The sequence below is a fragment of the Rhizobacter sp. P5_A1 genome, from assembly GCF_056400745.1.
Genome location: NZ_JBFUKR010000004.1, coordinates 256,729 through 280,082 on the forward strand (window position 1 = coordinate 256,729; position 23,354 = coordinate 280,082).

The following is a 23,354-nucleotide window of genomic DNA, read 5'->3' on the forward strand; positions in this document are numbered from 1 at the left end:
GATCAAGCCTGTGGAGCCGGTTGCTGGCCCTGCTGCAGGCGCTTGCCCTTGCGCTCGACCAGCGTCTGCATGTTCGCGAGCGACAGCAGATGCGCGTGCACGAGAGCGAGCATGCCGTTGCGATGCATCTCGAGCACCTGTGCATCGGGCAGCGCCTGGAGCTTCGCGTCGTCGACCGTCAACAAGCCGTCGAGCGCGAGCTGCCTGCCGTCGGCAAGCGTCACGCTGGCGCTCATCTCGCGCAGCAGCCCGAGCTCGGTCAGGCGGGCGCAGAAGCCCAGCGTGCGCGAGACCTCGATCTCGAACTGCTCCATGAACTCGATCGCTTCGGCCAGGCGCGGTGCCGGCTTGCCGTCGTCTTCATAGAGCGGGTCGCCTTCGGCCTCGGAGAAGCCGGACCAGCCCTGATCGATCATCACGACCGGCGCTTCGACGCCCTGGACGGTCGTGAGCCAGAACGGATAGCGGCGGATGAAGGCCGGCACGTAGCGGGCGTCCCAGCGCGTGCCGTCGACGTAGAGGTTCTCGCCCGGGGCGACGCCGAGCAGCACGATCGGCTCGGCCTGCACCTTGCCGTCGATCGTGTCGTGCACGAACATGATCACGAACTCGCGCGCCGCGCTGGTGAACTCGGCGACGGCGAGGAAACTCGCGTGCATCGCGGCCGCCATCGCGTGATCGGTCAGCTTCGCCATCCTCAGGTGGCGGTGCTTGACCGGCTCGAGCAGCACGGGGTCGCGGTACAGGGCGAACTGGCTCAATCGGTTTCTCCGGCGTTGGGCTGTTGCGGCAGGCGGCTCGCGAGCACCTTGTCGACGCGCTTGCCGTCGAGGTCGACGACCTCGAAGCGCCAATCATCCCACTCCACCGAGTCGGTGGTGTGCGGCAATCGGCCGAGCAGCAGCATGATCATGCCGGCGAGCGTGTTGTAGCGGCCGCGGTCTTCCTCGGGCAGCTCTTTGAGCTCGAGCCGGTCTTTCAGCTCGGGCACCGGGATCAGGCCGTCGAACAACCAGCTGCCGTCGGCGCGCTGCACCGCCCAGGCGTCTTCGTCGGTCGCGGTGCTGAACTCGCCGGTGATCGCCTCCAGCACGTCGCGCACGGTGATCATGCCCTGCACTTCGCCGTACTCGTCGACGACGAACACGAGCTGCGCGCTGGACGCGCGAAAGTGCTCGAGCAGCTCCATGCCCGAGAGCGTCTCGGGCACGAACACCGATGGCTGCAGGCCGTCGGCGAGCGCGATCGACCGGCCGCTCATGACCTGCTGCAGCAGCGTCTGCGCCGAGATCACGCCCAGCACGTCGTCGAGGCCGCCGCGGCAGACCGGGTAGCGCGAGTGCTCCTCGTCGCCGATCAGCTTCAGCACGTCATCGGACGACGCGGCCACATCGAGCCAGACGATCTCGGCGCGCGGGATCATCATCGAGCCGACCTGCCGATCGTCGAGGCGGAACACGTTGCGCACCATCTGGTGCTCCTGGGCCTCGATGATGCCGGCGTCCAGCCCCTCCTCGAGGCTCGCGTTGATCTCTTCCTCGGTGACGCTGCGATCCGGATTGCCGGTGATGCCGAACAGGCGCAGCGTCGCCTCGGTGCACCACGAGAGCAGCTTGATGAACGGCCGCGTGATCAGCGACAACCACTCCATCGGCCGCGACACGACACGCGCGACCGCCTCGGGATACATCAACCCGAAGCGCTTCGGCACGAGCTCGCCGAAGATGATCGTGATGAAGGTGACGGTGACGACGACCATCGCGGTCGCGGTGATCTCGGCCGCGCGCTGCGCGATCGGGAAGCTCTCGTGCAGCCAGCGCGCGAACGGCGCCGAGAACGCAGCGTCGCCGACGATGCCGTTCAGGATGCTGATCGAGGTGATGCCGACCTGCACGACCGAGAGAAACTTGGTCGGGTTCTCGTGCAGGTCGAGCGCCGCCTGCGCCCCCGATTCACCCGCCTCCAGCATCACCTGCAACCGGGCCTTGCGGCTCGCCGTCAGCGCCATCTCGGACATCGCGAACAGCGCATTCAGCACGATCAGGGCGAACAGAAGGGCAACGTCCATGCGGGGCGCGGCAATGAAGGAATGGGCAGGGTAGCAGAATCCATGCCCCCGGCCGGTAGGATCGGGGCATGAACTACCTGATCGGCGATGTCCAGGGCTGCTGCGGGGCGCTCGACCGGCTGCTCGCGAAGATCGACTTCTCGCCGTCGCGCGACCGCATGTTCGTGCTCGGCGACCTCGTCAACCGCGGGCCGCAGTCGCTCGAGACGCTGCGCCGGCTGCGCGGCTTCGACGACTCGGCCGTCTGCCTGCTCGGCAACCACGACCTGAACCTGCTCGCGGTCGCGCAAGGCGTGCGCAGCGCGCACCCCAGCGACACGCTGGGCGAGATCCTCGCCGCACCCGATCGCGAAGCCTGGCTCGAGTGGCTGCGCCATCGCCGCATGGCCGTGTTCGAGCATGGCTGGCTGATGGTGCACGCCGGCGTCGTGCCGCAATGGGACGTGGCACAGACGCTGCGCCTGGCCGGCGAGATCGAATCGCTGCTGCGCAGCGACGCGCTGGCCGCGTTCCTGCCGCAGATGCACGGCGACCATCCCGCGCGCTGGAGCGAGGCGCTGACCGGCGCCGAGCGCGCCCGCTTCATCATCAACGTGCTGACGCGCGCGCGCTTCGTCGCCGCCGACGGCACGCTCGACCTGATCGCGAAGGAAGGCGTCGCCGGGGCGCCTCCCGGTTTCGCGCCGTGGTTCGATGTTCCGGGGCGCCGCACGCAGGGCACCCCGATCGCGTTCGGCCACTGGGCCTCGCTCGGGCTGATCGACCGCCCCGACCTGCTCGCGCTCGACACCGGCTGCGTCTGGGGCCGGCAACTCTCGGCCGCACGCATCGACGGCACGCGGCGCGAGATCATCCAGGTCGATTGCGGCTGACTACAATCGGCGCTCGCTTGTGTTCCGGGCGGCCATCGCAACGGAGGCATGGCAGAGTGGTCGATTGCACTTGACTTGAAATCAAGCATGCCCGCAAGGGCATCGTGGGTTCGAATCCTACTGCCTCCGCCAGCACCAGGTTGAGGGTCACGAAGCCTGGCCCGCAGCCCTCAGGTAGTGATCGGCCAGCAGCACCGCGAACAGGCCGAACAGGTAGACGATCGAATAGCGGAACGTCGGCATCGCCAGGCGCACATCGCGACGCAGGCGCCACGCGAACCAGACGAAGCGCGCGCCGAGCAGCAGCGCGCCGGCCAGGTACAAGCCGCCGCTCATCCCGATCGCGAACGGGGCCAGCGTGATCAGGCACAAGGCCAGCGTGTACATCAGGATCCGGCTCGCCGTGAACGCGACGCCGTGCGTGACCGGCAGCATCGGGATCGCGGCACGCGCGTAGTCGTCGCGGCGGTGGATCGCCAGCGCCCAGAAATGCGGCGGCGTCCAGACCAGCACGATCAGGAACAGCAAGAGCGCCCCCGGGTCGAGCTGCCCGGTCACTGCCACCCAGCCGAGCAGCGGCGGCGCCGCGCCGGCCGCACCGCCGATCACGATGTTCTGCGGCGTCGCGCGCTTCAGGAACATGCTGTAGACGACGGCATAGCCGATCAGCGACGCGAGCGTCAGCACCGCGCACAGGCGATTCGTGTAGGCCAGCAGCAACCCCATGCCGGCCAGCGCGAGCGTCGCGGCGAACGCGATGACCTGCACGCCGTTCACCGCACCGCGTGGCAGGGGCCGCGCGCGCGTCCGCGACATGATCGCGTCGATGCGCCGGTCGACCAGGTGGTTGATCGCCGCGGCGGCGCCGGCCACGAGACCGATGCCCAGCTGGCCGAAGAGGACGATGCGCCACGGCAGCGGCTCCCGCGTCGCCAGCAGCATGCCGACGACGACGGTGAACAGCATCAGCGCCACGACGCGCGGCTTGGTCAGCTCGAGGTAGCTCCGCCAGGGGACGCGGGGCTGCGCGACCGGGTTGAGCGTGTCGATGTTGCGGCCCTCGCGCTCAACGGACGAAGAGCAGCCGCGTCAGGTAGGTGTGGTCGGCCTCGGCCGCCATCAGCCCGACCAGCACCAGCAGGCCAAGCGGCGGCAGCAGGATCGCGCAGATCAGCGCGAGCCGTTCCCAGGCCAGGTGCATGAAGACCGCGACGATCAGCCCGGCCTTCAGCAGCATGAACAGCAAGATCAGGCTCCAGCGCAGATAGCCCTCGACGTGAAAGTAGTCGACGCCATACGACATCGCGCTGAGCACGAACAGCAGGCCCCAGATCTTCAGGTACAGGCTGATCGGATGTTGTTGCCCGGTGCCGGATGCCATGCTTGTTCACCTCACCAGAGGTAGAAGAGCGCGAAGATGAAGACCCACACCAGGTCGACGAAGTGCCAGTACAGGCCGGCGATCTCGACGATCTGGTAGTTGCCGCTCTTTTCATACTTGCCGCGCAGCAGGCGCACCGCGACGACGATCAGGTAGATCACGCCGGCCGTCACGTGCAGGCCGTGGAAGCCGGTGATCATGAAGAACGACGAGCCGAATTGCGCCGCGCCCATCGGGTTGCCCCAGGGCCGCACGCCTTCGTGCAGGATCAGCTTGGTCCACTCGAAGGCCTGCATGCCGACGAACATCTCCCCGAAGCCCGCGGTCACGAACATCAGCGCGGCGGCATTGATGCGGTCGCGCCGGTAGGCGCAGTTAACCGCCATCGCCATCGTGCCGCTGCTGCTGATCAGCACGAAGGTCATGATCGCGATCAACAACAGCGGCACCTCGGCACCGCCCACATTCAGCGCGAAGACCTTGCTCGGGTTCGGCCACGGGACGGTCGTCGCGGTGCGCACCGTCATGTAGCCGGTCAGGAACGAGCCGAAGATGAAGGTGTCGCTGAGCAGGAAGACCCACATCATCGCCTTGCCCCAGCTGACCTGGAACGCCTGGCGGTCGGACGACCAGTCCGCGATCAGGCCGCGCAGGCCGATCGACGGCGACGGCGCGATCACCGGCGGCGTCGGGGTCGGATGGGGCATGGGCACGGCGCTCATGCGGCCTCAGCCCCTGCCGCAGATGAAACGGACCACCTCGGGCGTCAGCCAGCCGAGCGCGGCGAACAGCACGGCCCAGACCGCGAGCAGGAAGTGCCAGTAGCGCGCGCACAGCATCACGCGCTGCGCCGCGCGCGCCGGCGGGGTGGCCGGCGGCACCTGCGCCACGCCGGGCATCGCCACGCCCCATCCGACCAGGCCGCCGAGCACATGCAGCCCGTGCAGCGCGGTCAGCAGGTAGAAGAAGCTGGCGGACGGATTGCCGGCGAGCACCACGTTCGCGGCCAGCAGCGCCTGCCAGGCCCACGCCTGTGCCGCGAGGAAGGCCAGCCCACAGGCGCCGCCGCCGGCCAGCAGCGCACGCGCGCGATTCCAGTGGGCCTCGCGCGCGGCCGCGCCGGCACGCTGCATCAACGCGCTGGCGGCGACCAGCAAGGCACTGCTCAGCCACAGCTGGCGCGGCAGCGCGATCGTCGACCAGTCGCCGCTGTCCATCCGCATCGCGTAGGCGGTCAGGAACAGCGCGAACAGCGCGCTCGCGACGCCGATGAAGGCCCACAGCCCGGTGTCGAGTGCGCGCGCCGCGATCGGGTTGCGGTGCGCGGAAGCCAGCACGGCAGCATTCATGCGAGCGCCTCCTTCGGCCCGGGGTAGGACTCGGGTTCCTGGCCGCCCGCCTCGGGCGGCGCGTCCTGCGCGATGAAGTCCTGCGGCGCGCCCGGCACGCCATAGGCATAGGCCCAGCGGTAGACGACCGGAAGGCGCGCGCCCCAGTTGCCGTGCTTCGGCGGCGTGTCCGGCGTGGCCCACTCGAGCGACGCGGCGCGCCACGGGTTGGCCGCGGCACGCCGGCCCCGGAACGTGCTCCAGACCAGGTTGAAGACATACACGAGCTGCGCCGCTCCGACGACCAGCGCGACCACCGTGATGAAGGCATTCAGCGTGTACGCCGAGGGCGGGATGAACTGGTAGTTCTCGTAGTTGTAGTAGCGCCGCGGCATGCCCAGCACGCCGAGGTAGTGCATCGGAAAGTAGATCAGGTAGGTGCCGATGAAGGTGACCCAGAAGTGGAACTTGCCGAGGCGATCGTCGAGCATCCGGCCGGTGACCTTCGGGAACCAGTGGTAGATGCCGCCGAACACGACCAGCAGCGGCGCCACGCCCATGACCATGTGGAAGTGCGCGACGACGAAGTAGGTGCCCGACAGCGGGATGTCGACGCTCACGTTGCCGAGAAACAGCCCGGTCAGCCCGCCGCTCAGGAACGTCAGCAGGAACGCGAGCGTGAACAGCATCGGCACGGTCAGGTGTATGTCGCCGCGCCACAGCGTGAGCGTCCAGTTGTAGACCTTGATCGCGGTGGGCACCGCGATGATCAGCGTGCTGGTCGCGAAGAAGAAGCCGAACCACGGGTTCATGCCGCTGACGAACATGTGGTGCGCCCAGACGACGAAGCTCAGGGCCCCGATCACGACGATCGCCCAGACCATCGTGCGGTAGCCGAAGATCGCCTTGCGCGCGTGCACGCTGACCAGGTCGGAGACGATGCCGAAGGCCGGCAGCGCGACGATGTAGACCTCGGGGTGGCCGAAGAACCAGAACAGGTGCTGGAACAGCAGCGGGCTGCCGCCCTTGTAGTTCGTCGCCTGGCCGAGCGAGACGACGGCGGGCATGAAGAAGCTCGTGTGCAGCGTCTTGTCGAGCAGCATCATCACGCCGCTGACGAACAGCGCGGGGAACGCGAGCAGCGCGAGGATCGTCGCGACGAAGATGCCCCACACCGCCAGCGGCATGCGCAACAGGGTCATGCCTTCGCAGCGCGCCTGCAGCACCGTGGTGACGTAGTTCAAGCCGCCCATCGTCGTCGCGACGATGAAGATCACCAGCGAGACGAGCATCAGGATGATGCCCCACTCGTAACCCGGCGTGCCCGGCAGGATGGCCTGCGGCGGGTACAGCGTCCAGCCCGCGCCGGTGGGCCCGCCGGGTGCGAAGAAGCTCGCCAGCAGCACGATCACCGACAGCAGGTAGACCCAGAAGCTGAGCATGTTCATGTACGGGAACACCATGTCGCGCGCGCCGATCATCAGCGGGATCAGGTAGTTCCCGAAGCCGCCGAGGAACAGCGCCGTGAGCAGGTAGATCACCATGATCATCCCGTGCATCGTGACGAACTGGTAGTAGCGCTCGGCAGTGATGAACTCGAACTGCCCCGGGAACCCGATCTGCAGCCGCATCAGGTTGGACAGCGCGAGCCCGATCAGCCCGACCAGGATGGCCGTGCTCGCGTACTGCACCGCGATCACCTTGTGATCCTGGCTCCAGACGTACTTCGTGATGAAGGTCTGCGGCGCGTGGTGCGTGTCGGCGTCGGCGTAGGTCATGGGCTCCTCGCAGGTCTCAGCGCTGCGCCTTGCTGGCCGGAGCAGCGCCGTTCGACTTGATGTATTCGACCAGTGCCGCGAGTTCGCTGTCGCTCATCTCGATCTTCGGCATGATCGGCGCGAAGCCCTTCACGGTCCGCGCCTGCGGGTTGCGGATGAAGGCCTTCAGATAGGCCTCATCGACGAGCGCCGAGGAGCCGTCGGCCATCGTCTCGGTCTTGCCGAAGAGCCCTTTCCAGGTCGGGCCGACGCCGGAACTGCCGTCGATCGTGTGGCACGCGACGCAGCCTTTGGACTGCGCGAGCGCGCGGCCCGTCGCCGCTGGCGAACCGGGTTGCGCACCCGGTGCGGCCGCAGCAGCGGCCTGTGTCGCCGCGAACGTCGGCTGCTGCTTCAGCCAGGCCTGGAACGCGGCCTCGTCCTCGACCACGACGAAGCCCCGCATGTTCGGATGACCCGTGCCGCACAGCTGCGCGCACAGGCCCTCGAAGCGGCCGACCTGCGTCGGCGTGAACCAGAACGTGCTGAGCTGCCCCGGCACGATGTTCATCCGCGCGCGAAACGGCGGCACGAAAAAGTCGTGCACCACGTCGTGCGAGCGCGCGACCACCTTGACCGGCCGGCCGAGCGCCAGATGGACCTCGTTGCCCATCACGATGACGTTGTCGCGCCCGGCCGGGTCGGTCGGATCGAGCCCGAGCGGATTCGTCGCGCTGACGAACCGGGCGTCGGTCGCGCCGAGCTTGCTGCTCGCACCGGTCAAGCGGAACCGCCATTGCCATTGCTGGCCGACGATCTCGAGCAGCATCGCGTCGCTCGGCGCACGCACGTAGTTGGCATAGACCACCAGGCCCGGCGCGAGCAGCACGACGATGCCCACCGTCGTGACGACGATCAGCCAGTGCTCGAGCCGCTTGCTGTCGGGCCGGTACGCGGCGCGTTGACCGGCTTCGCGGTGACGGAAGCGCCAGACCGTGTACGCGACGAACAGGTTGATCACGACGAAGAAGACCGCCGTGGTCACCACCGTGATCGCGAGCGTGTCGTCCATCTCCTTCCAGTTGGAGGCCAGCGGGGTGATCCACCACGGCGTGACGAGGTGGAACAACACCGATCCGACGACGATCGCCACCAGCGCAAGAACGATTGCCATGGCGAGCGTCTCGTGGCGGCTGGAGCAGGTGCGTCAGGTGCGATGCAGCGCGCCCGGACGCCGTCGCGCCAATTTCCAGTACAGCAGCGACGTCGTGACGCCGAAGATCAGATGGGCCGCGAAGGTGGTCCAGCCGCGCAGTTCCGCCAGCCACACGTAGACGCCCGCGGCAACGTAGAAGCTGAACAGGTAGAGCAACACCCCGAACACCGCGCCGACGACCGCCATCACGCCCCCGCTCGTGTCATACCGGAAGCCGGTGCTGACGAACCCCAGCGCCATGCCGAACAGCGCGCCCAGCGCGTAGTGGGTTGCGAGCGCGATGCCGACGATCAGCACGCTGAACGCATCGGCGGGCGGTCGCAGCGCGTCGGGCCCGAGTGTGAGCGAGGCGACCAGTTGCGACACGCGCCACGGCCCTGCACTGTTCGTGAGAGCGGCCCAGAAGAGCTCCAGCACCATCAGCACCGCGCCGGCGGCAAATCCGGACACCGCAGCCGCCGACCAGTCGGGTTCGTGCTGCTCCCAGCGGTGCAGATGCAGATGAAGTTCCATGGTCACCTCATGGCAAGAGGCGCCGTCGAACGGTGACCCGGCTCAGGGGAACGCCGGGATGTTCGGCTCTACGCCCTCCAGATGAGCTTCGGGATGCAAGGCCTGCAGACGTGACTCGATCTCTTCGACGCGCGTATGCGGCACGTCGACCATCAGCAGGATCTGCCCTTGCGCGATCGCGCCCTCGAAACGTTTGAGCCGGTTGTTCGGCGTCGAGACGCCGATCATGCTCGACGACCAGGCACCGAAACCCGCGCCCAGGATCGCCAGCACCGCGATCATTCCCCACTCGGGCGCATCGCCGAAGATCGGGAAGAACAGCGCAGTGATCACGCCCAGCACGGCGCCGGCGGCACCGCCGATGACCAGGCCGGCCTGGGCCGAACGAACCACGTCCGAGGTCTGGAGCACGTTGGCGGCGTGCAGGCCCGACATGTCGGCGCCCTCGCCGGCGACAAAGTGGATGTGGGGCTCGGAGATTCGTGCGAGCAACAAGTCATCCATCGTCCGTCTGGCGCTCGCCAGATCGGGCAGGAGCCAATAAATGCGTCTGCGCATCGCCGCCTCCTTCGTGTGAACCTGCTCGCGACCCTTGCGGCTCCCGAGCGAATTGACGGGGAAGGTATACACCCATTCGAAGAGCCCGGCAAGCCGCCTGCGTGCGGGGCGCGGCGCGGGTTCTCAAAACTCGGCGTCGCCGAGCGCGTAGGTCTGCAGGCTGCCGTCGCTGGACTTGTGCAGCCTCACGGACGTCGTGCTGTGCTGCGTGCCGCCGGCCATCGCGACCTCCTCGAGGATGAAGGCCGGCGAACGCAGCAGGCCGCCGCTGGCGAGGTTGCGGTAGCGCAGGTCGTAGGTGCCAACCGTCAGCGCGACCAGCGTGAAGCGGCTGCGCGCCGCGACGAAGACGGTACGCACCGGCCGCGCGGTCGGCCCGTCGAGCGAGACGAGCTTCGCGAACATGTCGGTGTCGTTCGCCGAGTTGTCGACCGTGACCTCCGACAGGCCGCCCTTGTTCAGCTGCTCGTAGCCATCGACATAGCCCGAGTGCGCCGGCCAGCGCTGGCCGTTCGGCGCCGTCGCCGGGCGGGTGTAGCCGGCGACCACCGCGGGCCCCGTCATCGCGGCAGCACCGGCCGAGGGCGCGACAAGCCCCGGCTCGAGCAGCGACGAGATGCCGGCGATCACCAACCCGAGCGCCGCGGCGCCGCCCAGCGCATAGCCGACGCGGTGCCGCAGCACATGGGTGAGGGCGCGCTGCAGATGCCGCTCGAAGCGCGCCAGCCGCGCGTGCTGCAGCACCGCGCCGTCGGCGGCCGCGCGCGCTGCCTGGCGGTAGCGCGCGTTCGGCGAGTGCAGCGTCGGCTTGCCGCGCGTCGGCCGGCCCGGCTGCGCCTCGGCCTGCGCGATCCACCGGTCGTGCTCGCTGCGCTTGAACGGGTCGGACAGCACGCCGTAGGCCACGTTGATCACCGACATCACGCGCTCGGCGTCGGCGTTGTCGGGGTTGCGGTCGGGATGGTGCTTGCGCGTCAGGGCCCGGTACGCCGCACGGATGTCCTCGGCCGACGCATCGCGCGCGACCTTGAGGTTCTCGTAGTGGCTGTGGACCTTGGGCATCGGGCTCGCGCGGTGGGGGTGGATCGCCGGCCGCGCCGTCCGCGATCATGCCGCAGACGCGGCATGGCGCAGCGCAGCGCGATCGACCCCGCGGGCCGCATCGAACGGCGCTTGGTTCAGAATCACCGGCCGCGCTGATCGCAGCGCGCCTGTCCACACGGGTAAAGCGCATGATCGTACGCATAGAAATCCACCGCAGCGACGAGGTCTACGAGTACCGCGTGCTCGCCGACGGCGACCTGCTGTTCGACGACACCGGCTTCAGCTCGGTCGTGCACTGCCTGGCCGGCGCGGTCGAGGGCTTGCCGCCCGAGGTGCGCGCGGTCGAAGTCGCCTGCGGCGGCATCGTCTCCGGCACCTACCCGCTGCAGGTGCTCGCAGCCAACGCCGCGCAGGTCGCTCAGCACGCGGTCAACACGACCGCGGCGGTGTACGAGGCATTGCGCGACTGAGGCCGCGCCGCCGGCTCAGTGCCTGACCCAGCCGCCGCCGCGCAGGTGCCAGTGCCCGCCCTGCTGGACCCAGGCGTGTGGGCGCCAGTCGTAGCCGGCGCGCGGACGATCCCAGCGGCCCGGCACCCAGTGGTGGCGACCCCCGGACCAGCCCCAGTAGCCGCCGAGCCAGATCGCGCCCGCGAACGGGATCGCCGGCACCACCTCGACATACGGCGCCGGTGGCGCCACGTCGACGACGACCCCGTCGTCTTCGATGGGTTGCGCGTAGGCCGGAACCGGCTGCGAGTAGGTCGGCCCAGGCTGCGCGTACACGACCCGGCGCGCCGGGTACGGGGCGACCACGCAGGCCGACAGCAGCGAGGCGGCGGCCAGCGGAACGATCAGCAGGGGAAGTCGGGTGGTCATCGCAAGCCTCCACGCACGGCCACCGCGAAGGGGCGGCCCACGTGTCTCTAACCGTCCGGCCGCTGCCGGCGATGACAGGGCCTGCCCGCCTTTACAGAAGTTTTCAGCCCGGCGCCGCAGCGAACCGGTCGATTGCGGCGTTGACGGCCATCGCGTAACCGGCGATGCCGAAGCCGACGATCACCCCGGCCGCGAGCTCCGACAGGTACGAGTGATGGCGGAAGGCCTCGCGCCGGTGAATGTTCGAGACGTGGATCTCGATGAACGGGATCGCGACGCCCGCCAGCGCGTCGCGCAGCGCGACGCTCGTATGCGTCAGGCCGCCCGGGTTGATGACGATGCAGGCGGTGCCGTCGAGCCGCGCCGCCTGGATGCGATCGATCAGCGCGCCTTCGTGGTTGCTCTGGAAGCATTCGACCGGAACGCCGCGTGCGGCACCCTGCGCAATCGCGCGGCTCTCGACATCGGCCAGCGTGTCGTGGCCGTAGAGCTGCGGCTCGCGCGTGCCGAGCAGATTCAGGTTGGGTCCGTTGAGGAGCAGGATCTTGGGCATGGTGCGGAAGAGAGTCAGTGCTCGATGTTGTCACATCGCACGGGCCGGCCGCTCGCCGCCGCCTGCGCGATCGCCAGCGTGACCCGCAGCGTGCAGGTGGCGTCACCGACGTCGGCGAGCGGCGCCTCGGTGCGGCGGATCACCGCGGCGAAGTGTTGGAGCTGGCGTCGCAGCGGGTCGCGGACCGGCGCCGCAATCGTGCGTTCGACCATCGGCTCGAGCCACGAGGGCTCGCCCACCGCGGTCTGCAGCCGCAGGGTCGGCAGCGCCAGCGTGCCGCGATCGCCGCTGACGAGGTAGCAGGCATCGTGGGCATCACGGGCATAGGCCGGGTTCTCGCCCGTGGTCTGCTCCCAGCTGCGCGTGCTGGCCGCCACGTCCGACAGCAGAAAGCTGCCGAGCGCGCCGTTCGCGAAGCGCAGCGTGATCGCCACCGTGTCTTCGACCTCGTGGCCGCGCCGCGCGCTCGACGCGATCGCCTGCACTTCGACGATCTCGCCGGCGAGCATCCTCAGGTTGTCGACCTCGTGGACCATGTTGATCAGGATCGGCCCGGCGCCCCGCTCGCGCCGCCACGGCGCCTCGCTGAAGTAATTCTCCGGCTTGTGGAACAGCGCACTGCCCTGCACCGCCGCGAGCCGCCCCAGTTCACCCGCGGCGATGATGTCGCGCGCGGCCGCCATCACCGCGCTGTGGCGCCGGTGGTGGCCGACCAGCACCGGCACGCGCGAGCGCTCGACCGCGTCGACGAGCCGCCAAGCCTGCTCCAGCGTGTCGGCGACGGGCTTCTCGATCAGCACCGGAACGCCGCGTGCCAGGCAGGCGAGCGCGCCTGGCACGTGCAGCGCGTTCGGCGTCGCGATGATCACGCCGTCGGGACGGAGCGCGTCGAGCGCCGAGTCGAGACCGCGCCAGTGCGGCACATTCAGGCTCGCGGCAAACGTGGCACCGGCGGCCGAGGGGTCGGCGATGCCGGCCAGCTCGAACTCATCGCCGGCACGCACCCGCTCGGCGTGGGCGCGGCCGATGACACCCGCGCCCGCGAGCAGCAGGCGCAGCCGATCGGTCAAGGCGGCGGCCCCTCGCGCCGCAAGCGCATGCGCCCGGGCAACGGCACCGAGCGGTGCAGCACGTCTTCGCCCAGCCACACGGCCGAGCGGCGCGCGCGCTCGGCAACCACGGGCAGCGGCATCTGCTGGTAGTCGTCGTTGAAGACCTCGAAGCTGTAGTCGCCGCGGTAGCCGAGCCGGTCGAGCCGCATCACCAGTTCGGCCAGCGCTTCGCTGTGCACGCCCTCGCCAGGGAAGACGCGGAAGTGGCGCGCGGTGTTGATGCGCTCTTCGACCGACTTGATCTCGTTCCACATGAAGTCGGCGAGTTGCACGAGAAAGATCTTGTCGGGATCCAGCATGTCCAGGTCCTCGAGCGAAGTCTTGGTCGCGAACGCATGGAACGAGTCGATGCCGATGCCGAGGTTGGGCGCATCCGCGCGGCAGACGATGTCCCACGCGCTCGTGAACTCGCTGACGTGCCGGCCCCACGACAAGCCCTCGTAAGCGATGCGAATGCCCAGCGGCAGTGCCAGCATCGCGAGCTTGCGCAGGTCGCGCGCGAGGGCGTCGGGATCGGCGGTCGCATGCGTCGACGTGGACGAGCAGATCAGCAGCACCTTGGCGCCGACCGCCGCGCACATCTCGAGCATCGACTTGGCCACGTCGATCTTGTACTCGTGCAAGTGACCCGACAGGCCCTCGAAATCGCGCAGCACCTGAAAGCCGGTGACGCGCAGCCCGCTGGCCTTGACGACGCGCACCGCGTCTTCCAGGCCCTCGGCATGGCCGACCAGGTCGCGCGCCATCAGCATCACCTGCGAGAAGCCTGCGCCTTTGATCGCTGCCAGCTTCTGTGGCAGCGAGCCGGCCAGCGAGATCGTGTCCATGCCGAAGTCGGCGATGTCGACGTGGTCGCCGTGCATCACGGAGCCTCGTGATGCACGAGTTCGAACATCGCGCCGCCCAGGTAGCTCTGCGTCAGCGCGCCGCGCGTTTCCGAGTGCACGCCCTGCGACTCGACGAAGCCGACGCCGCGCTCGCGCAGCGCACTCACGCTGGCCAGCACGTCTGGCGTGCCCAGGCCGATGCGCTGCAGCGACTCCTCGCCGTCGACATCGAGGATGCCGGGCTCGGGTTCGATCAGCTGCAGGTAGAACGAGCCGCACGGGCTCTTCAGCACGCGACCCTTGGGCAGGATGCCGTAGCGCTCGTCGTCGGGCAGCGCCTTGAAGCCGAACAGCTCGCCGTAGAACTCGGTCCAGTCCTCCATGCGGTCGTTGCCGATGTACTGCACCACGCCGAACCAGTGCAGCCCGGTCAGCGCGGCCGGCTTCGGATCCACGGTCGGGATCGGCGTGAAGTCGACGTCGTAGATCGAGAAGTCGCGGTAGCGGTCGACGAAGTAGATGCGGCTTGCGCCGACGCCATGGATCGCCGGGATGTTGAGCTCCATCACCTCGACATGCGTCGGCACCGTCCACGCGCCGCGGTCCAGCGCATGGCCGTAGGCGCTCGCGGCATCGCGCACGCGCAGCGCGATCGCCGCGATCACCGGGGTCTCGCTCGGCCGCACGCTGCGCGGCAGGCCGCCGGCGTGGGCGTTGATGATGATGTTCATCTCGCCCTGCCGGTACAGCAGCACCTCGCGCGAGCGGTGCCGCGCGACCGGGCGGAAGCCCATCATCTCGAGGACCTGGCCGAACGCCTGCGGCTTGGCGGTGCTGAACTCGATGAACTCGATGCCGTCCAGCCCGAGCGGGTTGGCGGCATCGGCGATTGATTCGCGGTCGGTGCGGTCCTGCATGCGTGCTCCCGGAGTCAAGGTCAGAGAATGCCTGCGGCAGTGGCCGCGCCGGTCGACGGCGGCGTCGCTGCCTGGTGCGCGCCGCCGAGAAAGAGCCGCTCGATGTTCGGATCGGCGAGCAGCTCGTCGGCCTTGCGGTGCATCACCAGCCGGCCTGATTCGAGCGCGATCGCCTCGTCGGCCATCTTCAGCGCGCTCTTGACGTTCTGCTCGACCATCAACACCGTCGTGCCCTGGTCGGCGAGCTGGCGCAGCAGCCTGAACACGTCGGCGACGACCATCGGGGACAAGCCGATCGACGGCTCGTCGATCAGCAGCACCTTGGGCCGCAGCAGCAGTGCGCGCCCGACCTCGAGCTGCTTCTGCTCGCCGCCCGAGAGCATGGACGCGGCGCTGTTCAGCCGCTCCTTCACGCGCGGGAAACGCTCCAGCACCTCGGGGATGCGCTCGTGCGTCGTCTTCATGCCGAGCGTGATGCCGCCGAGCTCGAGGTTCTCCCACACCGTGAGCTGGCCGAACAGGTTGCGGCCCTGCGGCACGAACGCGATGCCGTGGGTCACGAGCAGGTCCTTCGCACTCGCGCCGGTGATGTCCTCGCCGTTCAGCCGGATGCGGCCCGAGCGCACCTTCAGCATGCCGAACAGTGTCTTCAGCACGGTCGATTTGCCCGCGCCGTTGGGCCCGAGCAGCAAGGTGATCTTGCCGCGCTGGGCCTGCAGGCTCAGGTTGTTCAGGATCATGAAGTCGCCATAGCCGGCGACGACGTCTTCGAATTCGATGCAGGGCTGGTCGGCGGTCATCGCATATTCCTTCGATGGCTCATTGGCAGCTGTAGCTGGCCGCGGCCCTGGCCGGCCCGCGGCCGTCCCAGGTCGTGCGCTTCGGGTAGACGCAGACGGGGTAGCTGAGGCTGTTGTCGCGCGACGTGATGAGCATGTCGCCCGGTGCCACACCCTTCTCGACCCAGTCGGTCAGTGCGCTGAAGAACTGGTCCTGTTCGCGGCTGGGCATCTGGTTCGCATTGCCTGGCAGCTTGGGCAGCGGCACGCTGTTGTTGTTGCCGCCGACCGTGTAGGCGCGGCCTTGCGAGCTGTGCGCGGCACCCGGCACCAGGTACATCCGCATGAACTTCTGCACTTCGGCATGCCCGCCCATCGCGGCCACGACGCGCTCGTGGTAATTGATGTTGCCCGCCGGTGGAATGGCGTCGTCGACCAGCCCCGAGTACACGATCACCTTGCGACCGAGGTCGCGCAGCTTGCGCAGGTCGGTGGCGTCGGTCATGTAGTCGCTGAACAATGCCGGCTGTGTCGCCGGCAGCCGGTGCAGCGCGTCGGCAAGACCGGCGGCGTCCATTTCCATCCACTGGTTGCGCACCCGCGTCGAGCCGTTGGCGACCGTGGGCCTCGCGGTGGCGCTGGCGTCGGCGGCGTAGCGAACGTCCTGCAGCACCAGCGCCAGGTTGTCGGTCTCGGCCCCCGTGATCAGGCCGCCGACGGCGGCACTGCGCGGAAAGGTCCACCACAGCTGCTTGGCTCCCAGCGACTTGCCCGAGCGGCTGTCGGCGCTCTGCGCCGGGTCCCAGCCGCCGTCGCGGGTGGCGCCATACCAGATCTTGTTCAGTGCCGCTGCTTCCTTCGCGCTCATGCAGCTGGCGGCGTCGCCGTTGCTGCCGGTGACGCCGTCGCCGACCACGCCGGTGCACAACGCGCCGGCATCGCGCAGCGGGTCATAGTCGCAGCCGAAGGGGTCGAGCAGGAAACCGAGGCCGGGCTTGTCGCATTGCGCCACCGCACGCTTGTTCGCGGCGTCGACCTTCTTCGCGAAGGCGGCGGCCCGTGGCTTGTCCGCGGACGTGAAGCCGAGCTCGGTCCGCATCACGATCTGCGGGTGGACCGCGACGGTGCCGAACATCGGCGGACTGATCGCCGGCTGGGCAATCAGGTAGCCGTCGTAGAGCTCGGGGAACTGCTGTGCCACCTTCAAGCCCTGGCGGCCGCCTTGCGAATGGCCATCGTAGTACGTGAAGCGCGGCGCCCTGCCGTAGTAGAGCGCCGCCAGCGCCCTGGTCTTCACCGCTTGCTCGACCATCGCTCGCGTCGTGAAGTCGCGCAGCGATTCGAGGTTGAGTTTCCCGTTCGAGAGAAACGCGAACGAGGGGTCCTGGTACCAGGGCTGTCCGGCATCGGTGGTCCCCGACGCGTAGCCCATGTTGGCATCGACCAGCGCCGGCACCTTGCTGCCGATCTGGTCCGGATAGCGATGGCCGCCGCCGACCCAGCCGCCTCCGCCATAGTTGCGAATGCGCTCGTTCCACTGTGCCGGCAGCCAGACCTCGATGCCGATCCCCTCGCTGTACGAGCGTGCACTCTTGTCCTTCTCGGCCGTCGCGCCGGGACCGACCAGCAGTTTGACCAGGCACACGTCGCCGGCCATCGTGATGGGCGACGCCGAGTCGACGGCCGTCAGCGGCGTGCCCTTCTTGATCTCTCGCACCGACACCACGCTGGTCTGGGCATCGGGCTTGAAGGCCGACCTGATGCTGTCGTTGCAGGCCAGCGGTCCAGCAGCCGGCGGCGCGGCGCAGCCGAACAGCAGTGCCGTGACACCGGCGGCGAGCGCGATCCAAACGCCCCGTTGTCCCCTCGCCTGCTTCTCTTGTCGTGTCATCTCAGCTCCCGAGGTAGGCATCGAGCACCTGCTTGTTGCCGCGAATCTCGGCCGGTGTGCCGATGGCCATCACCGTGCCTTCGACCATCACCATGATGCGGTGGCACAGGTCCATCACGAAGTCCATGTTGTGCTCGATCACAACGAAGCTGCGGTGCTTCGCGCCGCCATCGCCGCCGGACTTGTTCAGGTCCTTCAGCAGCGTGCTGATGCCGCCGACCAGGCTGGGGTTCACGCCGGCGCAGGGCTCGTCGAGCAGCACCAGGTCGGGCTCGCTCATGAAGGCCATCGCGATGTCGACCAGCTTCTGCTGGCCGTAGCTCAGCTCGCCGGCCTTCTTGTCGGCGACGTGGCGGATGCGGAACTGGTCGATCAGCGCATCGGCCTTCGCGCCCAGCCCCGAGTCGCCCGGCGCGAACATGCGGCTCCACATGCTGCCGTGGTGCTCCTGCGCCGCGACGATCAGGTTGTCACGCACCGTCATCTTGCCGAACACCTGCAGCGTCTGGAAGGTGCGGCCGACGCCGCGCTGGTTCAGCTGCAGCGGCGACAGGCCGGTGATGTTCTTGCCATTGAGTTCGATGCTGCCGGCGTCCGGCGTGATCTGGCCGAGCACACTGTTGAACATCGTCGTCTTGCCCGAGCCGTTCGGCCCGATCACGCCGAAGATCTCGCCGGGCATGACCTCGAACGACACGCCGCTGACCGCGAGGATCGCGCCGTAGGACTTCTTCAGCCCGTCGACCTTGAGCAATGGCGCGCTCATGCGGTGGCTCCGATCGACTTCGCCGCGGCCGCACGCGCCGCCGAGGCCTCGCGCGACAGGCGCCGCGCCTTGATCCGGTCAGGGATGCTCAGCAGGCCATCGGGCAGCCACAACATCAGGACGATCACCGCCGCACCGAACACGAACAGGTACCAGGCCTGCGCGAAGCGCAGCCACTCGGGCAGCAGCACACCGACCGCCGAGCCGAGCAGCGGCCCGAAGAAGTAGCCCGGCCCGCCGACCACGACCATCAGGTACATCATGATCGACGCCGCAACCGTGAACGGCGCCGGCTCGATGAACTGCACCAGCGACGCGAACAGCGCGCCGGCGACGCCGGCATAGACCGCGCCGATCGCGAACGACAGCAGCGTGTAGGCCTGGATGTTCACGCCCAGGCTCTCGGCCCGAATCGGGTTGTCGCGCAGCGCCGTGAAGGCCTTGCCCCAGGGCGAGCGCAGCAGGCCCCACAGCAGCAGCCCCATCAGCAGCGTGACGCCGAGCACGAAGTAGTAATAGCTCAGGTTGCTGTCCAGGCTGAGGCCGAACAAGCCGGGCCGCGCGACGTTGTTGATGCCGAAGGTGCCGCCGGTCAGCCATTCCTCGTTGCGCATCACGAGCCAGATGGCGGTGTTGAAGCCGAGCGTGGCGAACGCGAGGTAGATCGTCTGCACGCGCAGCGCCGGGAAGCCCAGCGCCAAGCCGATCGCGAAGCAGCCGACGGCCGCGGCCGGCAGTCCGACCCAGAAGCTGAAGCCAGCCTTCATCAGGATCGCCACCGTGTACGCGCCGATGCCGAAGAACGCCGCGTGGCCGAGCGACTTCTGGCCCGCGTAGCCGACCGTCAGGTTCAGGCCCATGTTCGCAAGCACGAACACCAGCCAGTAGCTGACGAGGTAGACGCCGTAGTTCTTCAGGAAGGGCGGGCCGGCCAGCAGCACGACCAGCGCGACGAGACCGATGAGGAGTTGTGATTTCTTCATGGTGTGCTCCGGAGTCAGACCTTGCGCTCGGCCTTCTTGCCCAAGAGCCCTTGCGGCTTGAACAAGATCACCATCATGAAGATCACGAGCGCGACCGCGTCCTTGTAGGTCGGCGAGATGTAGGCCGCGGCCAGGTTCTCGCAAACGCCGACGATCAGGCCGCCGAGCAGCGCGCCGCGCGAGTTGTTGAAGCCGCCGATGATCGCGGCGAAGAAGGCCTTGTTGCCGAGCGACTCGCCCATGTCGAACTTGGCGAGATAGGTGGGCGTGACCAGCAGCGCCGCGGCGCAGGCCAGCAGCGCGTTGACCGCGAAGGTGTAGAAGATCATGCGCGGCACGTTGATGCCCAGCACCGTGGCGCTGTCGGTGTTCTGCGCCACCGCCTGCATCGCGCGGCCGGTCACGGTCTTGGCGAGAAAGGCCTGCGTGCCCAGCACCAGCAGCAGCGACAGCACGAGCGTGCCGACGTCGGCCAGCGTCACCGTGACGCCGGCGATGTTGAACAGCTTGTCGGCGAACAGGCTGGGGAACGGATGCGCCTCGGCGCTGAAGCCGGCCCGAACGCCGCTGCGCATCGCGATCGCCAGGCCGATGGTCGCAACGACGATGGGCATCATGCCGAAGCGCAGCAGCGGGTCGGCGATGCCGCGCTTGAAGCCCCAGCCGAGCACCAGCACCGCGACACCGCAGGTCAGCACGAAACTCACCAGCAGCGGCGCGCCGATCGCGTTGAAGCCCAGCATGATGAAGGCCGGCAGCATCACGAACTCGCCCTGTGCGAAGTTGATCGTGCCCGAGGCCTGCCACAGCAGCGTGAAGCCGAGCGCGGCGACGGCATAGATGCTGCCGGTGGCCAGACCCGAGAGGAACAGTTGCAGAAAGTCGGTCATGCGAACCTCGCGGAGTCGAGCTCCCCTTCCCCGCACGGGGAAAGGGCCGGAGTGAAGGTCTGGCGCCTTACTTCTTGCCCAGCGCCGGCAAGGTCTCCTTGACGACCTGCTTTCCGTCCTTCACCTCGGTCATGAAGCTCTCGCGGTCGAGGTCGCCCTTGTCGTCGTAGCTCACGTCCAGGATCACGCCGGGCTCCTTCGCGGCGCTGACCTGCAGGCCATGCATGGCCTTCGTGAACGCGGCGCGGTCGACCTTGCCGGCCTTCTCGATGCCGGCCTTCATCACGTAGACGCTGGTGTAGCCCTTGATCCCGTTGTGATCCGGGATGTACTTGTATTCCTTCTCGAACTTGGTTCGGAACGCGCGCATGTTCGGGATCGGCGCATCGGTCGTCAGACCCACGTGCGCGACGGCGCCGTTGGCCGCGTCACCGGCGAGCTCGACCACCTTCTGGCTGGTCAGCACGGTCTCGCCGACGATGGGCTTGGTCACGCCCTGCTTGCGCAGCTCGCGCAGCGCACGCGCCGACTCTTCTTCGTTGGTGTAGACGAAGATCACGTCGGCGTTGCTCTGCTTGGCCTTGAGCACCGGCGACGAGAAGTCGACCTGGCCGGCATCGGTCGAGATGTCGGCCACCACCTTGGCGCCGAAGGTGTCGAGCGCCTTGGTCACCGAGTCGCGCCCGCCCTTGCCGAAGTCGTTGTTGACGAAGATCACCGCGACCGTCTTGGCCTTCAGGTTCTGCGCGATGTAGCGCGCGACCTTGGGCATCGAGGTCGCCTGGCCGAAGCTGGTGCGGAAGATGTACGGGTTGCCCTGCTGCGTCACCGAGGCCGCCTCGCCGCCGGTGAAGTTCGGGATCTCGGCGCGCTTGGTCTCCGACATGCTCACCAGAATCGAGCCCGAGAAGCCCGGCCCGAACACCGCGAACACGTTGTCGTCGACGGCCTTCTGCGCCAGGCCCTTGGCCACACCCGGGTTGCTCTGCGTGTCGGCATGCGTGACCTCGATCTTCTTGCCGAGAATGCCGCCGGCGGCGTTGATCTCCTTGATGGCCAGGTCCATGCCGTTCTTGAAGTTGTTGCCCACCGTCGCGCCGGTGCCCGAGAGCTCCTGCAGGCTGGCGATCTTGATCGCCTGCGCGGACGCGCTCAGCGCGAACGACGCGCAGACGAGGCCGAGGGTGCCGACGATGAATTGACGCTTGTTCATGGAATGTCTCCGTCTTGGAATGGTCTTGGGAAAAAGGGAAAGTCAGCTCGCTTCGAAGAGCGCGCGCACCTCGCTGGCGTCGGACTGCACCGCCTTCGCGAGCGCGTCGAAGCCGAAGAACGCCAGGTACTCGGGCACCTGCTGCACCATCATCTCGAAGCCGGGGTGCGCGGTGATGCCGCGCGCATGGCAGGCGCGCAGCAGCGGCGTCGGCTGGTTCTTCATCAGGATGTCGACGACGGCGGTGTCGGGATCCATCCGCGCCACGTCGAATGGCAGCGGGTCGCCGGCCTTCAGGCCCAGCGGCGTCGCGTTGACGACCAGGTCGTAGCCGGCCGGGTCGGGGATCTCGACCGAGACCACCTCGACCGCGAATTCGGTACTCAGCTTCGCGGCCACCGCGTCGGTGCGGCCCGGCGTGCTGTCGAACAGCGCGATGCGCCCGGCGCCGCGCGCGGCCAGCGAGGTGGCGATCGCGACGCCGCCACCGCCGACGCCGACGACCAGCACGCGGCGGCCGGCGATCGCGATGCCGAAGTGGTCGAGTGCCTTGGTGAAGCCGACGCCGTCGAACAGCGCGCCTTCGAGCGAGCCATCGGCGTTGCGGCGCGCCGCGTTCACGGCGCCGGCGCTGCGGCCGAGGCGGTCGCAATGATCGAGCAGATCGACCATCGCCGTCTTGTGCGGGATCGCGAGCCACAGCCCGTCGATGTTGCGCGCCTTCAGGACCTGGGCGACGAAGCCGTCGAGCTCGGCCGGCGGGACGTTCGCGGGCACCAGCACCGCATCGATGCCGTGCGCGGCGAACAAGTGGTTGAAGGCTTCGGGCGCGCGGACCTGGGCGACGGGGTCGCCGAGGATGAGGAAGACGCGCGTCGTGCCAGAGATGTTCATGAAGATCGGAAGCCCGCGTTTTTCGTTGCAGCGGAGATTAGGGGCGCCCCGGGTTCGCCACAAGGCAAGCGACCCCTGGTTTGCGCGATGATCGCGCGGCACGCGCGATCATCGTGTGCTTCACGGGTTTTCACGCACATGGATGAACTGCGGTTCGACATCGATCGCAAGGACTTGATCGAGGGTCTGGGCAAGGGTCTGCGCATGATCGAGGCCTTCGACGACGACCACCCGCGGCTGACGCCGTCCGAGGCCGCGGCTCGTACCGACATGTCGCGCACGGCGGCACGGCGCTTCTTGTTGAGCCTCGTGCACTTCGGCTATGCCGGCACCGACGGCAAGTACTTCTGGCTCAAGCCGCGCGTGCTGCGCCTCGGGCAAAGCTACCTCGGCGCAGCGCGCCTGCCGCGGCTGGTGCAGCCTTTCATCCAGCGCGTCTCGATGCAGTCGGGCGAGACCGTCAACTTCAGCAGCCTCGACGGCCACGAGGTCGTCTACCTGGCGCGCAGCAATTCGCCGCGCTTCATCTCGATCGGCTACCAGGTCGGCATCCGTGTGCCGGCGCATGTCGTGACGCCCGGCGTCGCGATGCTCTCGACCTGGTCCGATGCGCGGCTCGACCAGTGGATCGCCGAGCACGACTTCGCCGGCTTCACCGCCCACACCGTGACCGACCCGCAGCGCTTTCGCGAGCAGGTGATGGCGGCACGCGCGCTCGACTACTGGACCACCGAACAGCAGCTCGACCTCGGCCTCGCCGGCATCGCCGTCGCGGTGAAGGACCGCAAGGGCGAGTGCGTCGGCGCGATCGGCATGACGGTGAACCTGCAGGGCCACGTCCCGCAGCGGTTCACCGACGAGCTGTTGCCGGCGCTGCGCGAAGCGGTGCGCGCGCTCCGGCCAATTCTGTGAAC

General features: G+C 68.3%; 26 protein-coding genes and 1 tRNA gene. 4 read left to right on the top strand and 23 right to left on the bottom strand.

Going from position 1 to position 23,354, the window contains the following annotated elements:
- Positions 1-2: 2 nt before the first annotated feature.
- A complete protein-coding gene (locus AC1DTW_RS06310) occupies positions 3-761 on the bottom strand; it encodes a SapC family protein (protein WP_477980175.1) in 759 nt (252 codons plus the stop codon).
- Positions 758-2,068 carry a hemolysin family protein gene (locus AC1DTW_RS06315; protein ID WP_477980176.1) on the bottom strand — a complete coding sequence of 437 codons (1,311 nt, stop codon included), beginning with the start codon at positions 2,066-2,068 and terminating at the stop codon, positions 758-760. Before AC1DTW_RS06315 ends, AC1DTW_RS06310 begins: the two co-directional genes overlap by 4 nt.
- A gap of 68 nt (positions 2,069-2,136) precedes the next feature.
- Between AC1DTW_RS06315 and AC1DTW_RS06320 the strand changes: the two genes are divergently transcribed.
- Positions 2,137-2,940 carry a symmetrical bis(5'-nucleosyl)-tetraphosphatase gene (locus tag AC1DTW_RS06320; RefSeq protein WP_477980177.1) on the top strand — a complete coding sequence of 268 codons (804 nt, stop codon included), beginning with the start codon at positions 2,137-2,139 and terminating at the stop codon, positions 2,938-2,940.
- A gap of 42 nt (positions 2,941-2,982) precedes the next feature.
- Positions 2,983-3,072, top strand: a tRNA-Ser gene (locus tag AC1DTW_RS06325).
- A gap of 15 nt (positions 3,073-3,087) precedes the next feature.
- Here AC1DTW_RS06325 and cyoE read toward each other — a convergent pair.
- From cyoE to AC1DTW_RS06370, 9 genes are all read right to left on the bottom strand, one after another.
- On the bottom strand, positions 3,088-3,990 hold the full coding sequence (cyoE, locus tag AC1DTW_RS06330; protein WP_477980249.1) for a heme o synthase: 903 nt from the start codon (positions 3,988-3,990) through the stop codon (positions 3,088-3,090).
- Positions 3,991-4,006: 16 nt separating this feature from the next.
- Entirely contained in the window at positions 4,007-4,321 is a 315-nt protein-coding gene (locus tag AC1DTW_RS06335; RefSeq protein WP_477980178.1) for a cytochrome C oxidase subunit IV family protein, read from the bottom strand.
- 11 nt (positions 4,322-4,332) lie between these two features.
- Positions 4,333-5,028, bottom strand: a complete 696-nt coding sequence (locus AC1DTW_RS06340; RefSeq protein WP_477980179.1) for a heme-copper oxidase subunit III family protein — start codon at positions 5,026-5,028, stop codon at positions 4,333-4,335.
- A gap of 21 nt (positions 5,029-5,049) precedes the next feature.
- Positions 5,050-5,670 carry a cytochrome c oxidase subunit 3 family protein gene (locus AC1DTW_RS06345; protein ID WP_477980180.1) on the bottom strand — a complete coding sequence of 207 codons (621 nt, stop codon included), beginning with the start codon at positions 5,668-5,670 and terminating at the stop codon, positions 5,050-5,052.
- On the bottom strand, positions 5,667-7,427 hold the full coding sequence (locus AC1DTW_RS06350) for a cytochrome c oxidase subunit I (RefSeq protein WP_477980181.1): 1,761 nt from the start codon (positions 7,425-7,427) through the stop codon (positions 5,667-5,669). The genes AC1DTW_RS06345 and AC1DTW_RS06350 overlap by 4 nt, the downstream gene beginning before the upstream one ends.
- Before the next feature lie 16 nt (positions 7,428-7,443).
- On the bottom strand, positions 7,444-8,580 hold the full coding sequence (locus AC1DTW_RS06355) for a cytochrome c oxidase subunit II (RefSeq protein ID WP_477980182.1): 1,137 nt from the start codon (positions 8,578-8,580) through the stop codon (positions 7,444-7,446).
- 33 nt (positions 8,581-8,613) lie between these two features.
- Positions 8,614-9,135 (bottom strand): hypothetical protein, encoded by a 522-nt coding sequence (locus AC1DTW_RS06360; protein WP_477980183.1) that lies wholly within the window; start codon positions 9,133-9,135, stop codon positions 8,614-8,616.
- A gap of 42 nt (positions 9,136-9,177) precedes the next feature.
- On the bottom strand, positions 9,178-9,693 hold the full coding sequence (locus AC1DTW_RS06365) for a DUF1269 domain-containing protein (RefSeq protein ID WP_477980184.1): 516 nt from the start codon (positions 9,691-9,693) through the stop codon (positions 9,178-9,180).
- Between the two features lie 123 nt (positions 9,694-9,816).
- Positions 9,817-10,755: a J domain-containing protein gene (locus tag AC1DTW_RS06370; protein ID WP_477980185.1), complete on the bottom strand. Its 939-nt coding sequence runs from the start codon at positions 10,753-10,755 to the stop codon at positions 9,817-9,819.
- A gap of 170 nt (positions 10,756-10,925) precedes the next feature.
- Between AC1DTW_RS06370 and AC1DTW_RS06375 the strand changes: the two genes are divergently transcribed.
- Complete coding sequence (locus AC1DTW_RS06375; RefSeq protein WP_477980186.1) at positions 10,926-11,207, top strand: hypothetical protein; 282 nt, start codon at positions 10,926-10,928, stop codon at positions 11,205-11,207.
- 15 nt (positions 11,208-11,222) lie between these two features.
- Here the strand turns inward: AC1DTW_RS06375 and AC1DTW_RS06380 are convergent, their stop codons facing one another.
- From AC1DTW_RS06380 to AC1DTW_RS06435, 12 genes are all read right to left on the bottom strand, one after another.
- Entirely contained in the window at positions 11,223-11,615 is a 393-nt protein-coding gene (locus AC1DTW_RS06380) for a hypothetical protein (protein ID WP_477980187.1), read from the bottom strand.
- 103 nt (positions 11,616-11,718) lie between these two features.
- Entirely contained in the window at positions 11,719-12,168 is a 450-nt protein-coding gene (gene aroQ, locus AC1DTW_RS06385; RefSeq protein WP_477980188.1) for a type II 3-dehydroquinate dehydratase, read from the bottom strand.
- Between the two features lie 14 nt (positions 12,169-12,182).
- Entirely contained in the window at positions 12,183-13,238 is a 1,056-nt protein-coding gene (locus AC1DTW_RS06390) for a Gfo/Idh/MocA family protein (RefSeq protein ID WP_477980189.1), read from the bottom strand.
- A complete protein-coding gene (locus AC1DTW_RS06395) occupies positions 13,235-14,143 on the bottom strand; it encodes a sugar phosphate isomerase/epimerase family protein (RefSeq protein WP_477980190.1) in 909 nt (302 codons plus the stop codon). The genes AC1DTW_RS06390 and AC1DTW_RS06395 overlap by 4 nt, the downstream gene beginning before the upstream one ends.
- Positions 14,143-15,024: a VOC family protein gene (locus AC1DTW_RS06400; RefSeq protein ID WP_477980191.1), complete on the bottom strand. Its 882-nt coding sequence runs from the start codon at positions 15,022-15,024 to the stop codon at positions 14,143-14,145. Before AC1DTW_RS06400 ends, AC1DTW_RS06395 begins: the two co-directional genes overlap by 1 nt.
- 20 nt (positions 15,025-15,044) lie before the next feature.
- A complete protein-coding gene (locus AC1DTW_RS06405) occupies positions 15,045-15,824 on the bottom strand; it encodes an ABC transporter ATP-binding protein (RefSeq protein ID WP_477980192.1) in 780 nt (259 codons plus the stop codon).
- A gap of 19 nt (positions 15,825-15,843) precedes the next feature.
- Positions 15,844-17,694 (bottom strand): tannase/feruloyl esterase family alpha/beta hydrolase, encoded by a 1,851-nt coding sequence (locus tag AC1DTW_RS06410; protein WP_477980193.1) that lies wholly within the window; start codon positions 17,692-17,694, stop codon positions 15,844-15,846.
- Between the two features lies 1 nt (position 17,695).
- On the bottom strand, positions 17,696-18,460 hold the full coding sequence (locus AC1DTW_RS06415) for an ABC transporter ATP-binding protein (RefSeq protein ID WP_477980194.1): 765 nt from the start codon (positions 18,458-18,460) through the stop codon (positions 17,696-17,698).
- Positions 18,457-19,443 (bottom strand): branched-chain amino acid ABC transporter permease, encoded by a 987-nt coding sequence (locus AC1DTW_RS06420; protein WP_477980195.1) that lies wholly within the window; start codon positions 19,441-19,443, stop codon positions 18,457-18,459. Before AC1DTW_RS06420 ends, AC1DTW_RS06415 begins: the two co-directional genes overlap by 4 nt.
- A gap of 14 nt (positions 19,444-19,457) precedes the next feature.
- Positions 19,458-20,333 (bottom strand): branched-chain amino acid ABC transporter permease, encoded by an 876-nt coding sequence (locus AC1DTW_RS06425; RefSeq protein WP_477980196.1) that lies wholly within the window; start codon positions 20,331-20,333, stop codon positions 19,458-19,460.
- 67 nt (positions 20,334-20,400) lie between these two features.
- Complete coding sequence (locus AC1DTW_RS06430; RefSeq protein ID WP_477980197.1) at positions 20,401-21,546, bottom strand: ABC transporter substrate-binding protein; 1,146 nt, start codon at positions 21,544-21,546, stop codon at positions 20,401-20,403.
- Between the two features lie 42 nt (positions 21,547-21,588).
- The gene (locus AC1DTW_RS06435; RefSeq protein ID WP_477980198.1) at positions 21,589-22,440 is read right to left on the bottom strand and encodes a shikimate dehydrogenase family protein; all 852 of its coding nucleotides are present in this window, start codon (positions 22,438-22,440) and stop codon (positions 21,589-21,591) included.
- A 138-nt stretch (positions 22,441-22,578) separates the two neighbouring features.
- Between AC1DTW_RS06435 and AC1DTW_RS06440 the strand changes: the two genes are divergently transcribed.
- Positions 22,579-23,352: an IclR family transcriptional regulator domain-containing protein gene (locus tag AC1DTW_RS06440; RefSeq protein ID WP_477980199.1), complete on the top strand. Its 774-nt coding sequence runs from the start codon at positions 22,579-22,581 to the stop codon at positions 23,350-23,352.
- Positions 23,353-23,354 lie beyond the last annotated feature (2 nt).

Bases quoted from the DNA above. Each gene is read 5' to 3' on its own strand.
- AC1DTW_RS06315 (WP_477980176.1), bottom strand. From the start codon at position 2,068: ATGGACGTTGCCCTTCTGTTCGCCCTGATCGTGCTGAATGCGCTGTTC.
- AC1DTW_RS06320 (WP_477980177.1), top strand. From the start codon at position 2,137: ATGAACTACCTGATCGGCGATGTCCAGGGCTGCTGCGGGGCGCTCGAC.
- AC1DTW_RS06335 (WP_477980178.1), bottom strand. From the start codon at position 4,321: ATGGCATCCGGCACCGGGCAACAACATCCGATCAGCCTGTACCTGAAG.
- AC1DTW_RS06340 (WP_477980179.1), bottom strand. From the start codon at position 5,028: ATGCCCCATCCGACCCCGACGCCGCCGGTGATCGCGCCGTCGCCGTCG.
- AC1DTW_RS06345 (WP_477980180.1), bottom strand. From the start codon at position 5,670: ATGAATGCTGCCGTGCTGGCTTCCGCGCACCGCAACCCGATCGCGGCG.
- AC1DTW_RS06350 (WP_477980181.1), bottom strand. From the start codon at position 7,427: ATGACCTACGCCGACGCCGACACGCACCACGCGCCGCAGACCTTCATC.
- AC1DTW_RS06355 (WP_477980182.1), bottom strand. From the start codon at position 8,580: ATGGCAATCGTTCTTGCGCTGGTGGCGATCGTCGTCGGATCGGTGTTG.
- AC1DTW_RS06360 (WP_477980183.1), bottom strand. From the start codon at position 9,135: ATGGAACTTCATCTGCATCTGCACCGCTGGGAGCAGCACGAACCCGAC.
- AC1DTW_RS06365 (WP_477980184.1), bottom strand. From the start codon at position 9,693: ATGCGCAGACGCATTTATTGGCTCCTGCCCGATCTGGCGAGCGCCAGA.
- AC1DTW_RS06370 (WP_477980185.1), bottom strand. From the start codon at position 10,755: ATGCCCAAGGTCCACAGCCACTACGAGAACCTCAAGGTCGCGCGCGAT.
- AC1DTW_RS06375 (WP_477980186.1), top strand. From the start codon at position 10,926: ATGATCGTACGCATAGAAATCCACCGCAGCGACGAGGTCTACGAGTAC.
- AC1DTW_RS06380 (WP_477980187.1), bottom strand. From the start codon at position 11,615: ATGACCACCCGACTTCCCCTGCTGATCGTTCCGCTGGCCGCCGCCTCG.
- aroQ (WP_477980188.1), bottom strand. From the start codon at position 12,168: ATGCCCAAGATCCTGCTCCTCAACGGACCCAACCTGAATCTGCTCGGC.
- AC1DTW_RS06395 (WP_477980190.1), bottom strand. From the start codon at position 14,143: ATGCACGGCGACCACGTCGACATCGCCGACTTCGGCATGGACACGATC.
- AC1DTW_RS06400 (WP_477980191.1), bottom strand. From the start codon at position 15,024: ATGCAGGACCGCACCGACCGCGAATCAATCGCCGATGCCGCCAACCCG.
- AC1DTW_RS06405 (WP_477980192.1), bottom strand. From the start codon at position 15,824: ATGACCGCCGACCAGCCCTGCATCGAATTCGAAGACGTCGTCGCCGGC.
- AC1DTW_RS06410 (WP_477980193.1), bottom strand. From the start codon at position 17,694: ATGACACGACAAGAGAAGCAGGCGAGGGGACAACGGGGCGTTTGGATC.
- AC1DTW_RS06415 (WP_477980194.1), bottom strand. From the start codon at position 18,460: ATGAGCGCGCCATTGCTCAAGGTCGACGGGCTGAAGAAGTCCTACGGC.
- AC1DTW_RS06420 (WP_477980195.1), bottom strand. From the start codon at position 19,443: ATGAAGAAATCACAACTCCTCATCGGTCTCGTCGCGCTGGTCGTGCTG.
- AC1DTW_RS06425 (WP_477980196.1), bottom strand. From the start codon at position 20,333: ATGACCGACTTTCTGCAACTGTTCCTCTCGGGTCTGGCCACCGGCAGC.
- AC1DTW_RS06430 (WP_477980197.1), bottom strand. From the start codon at position 21,546: ATGAACAAGCGTCAATTCATCGTCGGCACCCTCGGCCTCGTCTGCGCG.
- AC1DTW_RS06435 (WP_477980198.1), bottom strand. From the start codon at position 22,440: ATGAACATCTCTGGCACGACGCGCGTCTTCCTCATCCTCGGCGACCCC.
- AC1DTW_RS06440 (WP_477980199.1), top strand. From the start codon at position 22,579: ATGGATGAACTGCGGTTCGACATCGATCGCAAGGACTTGATCGAGGGT.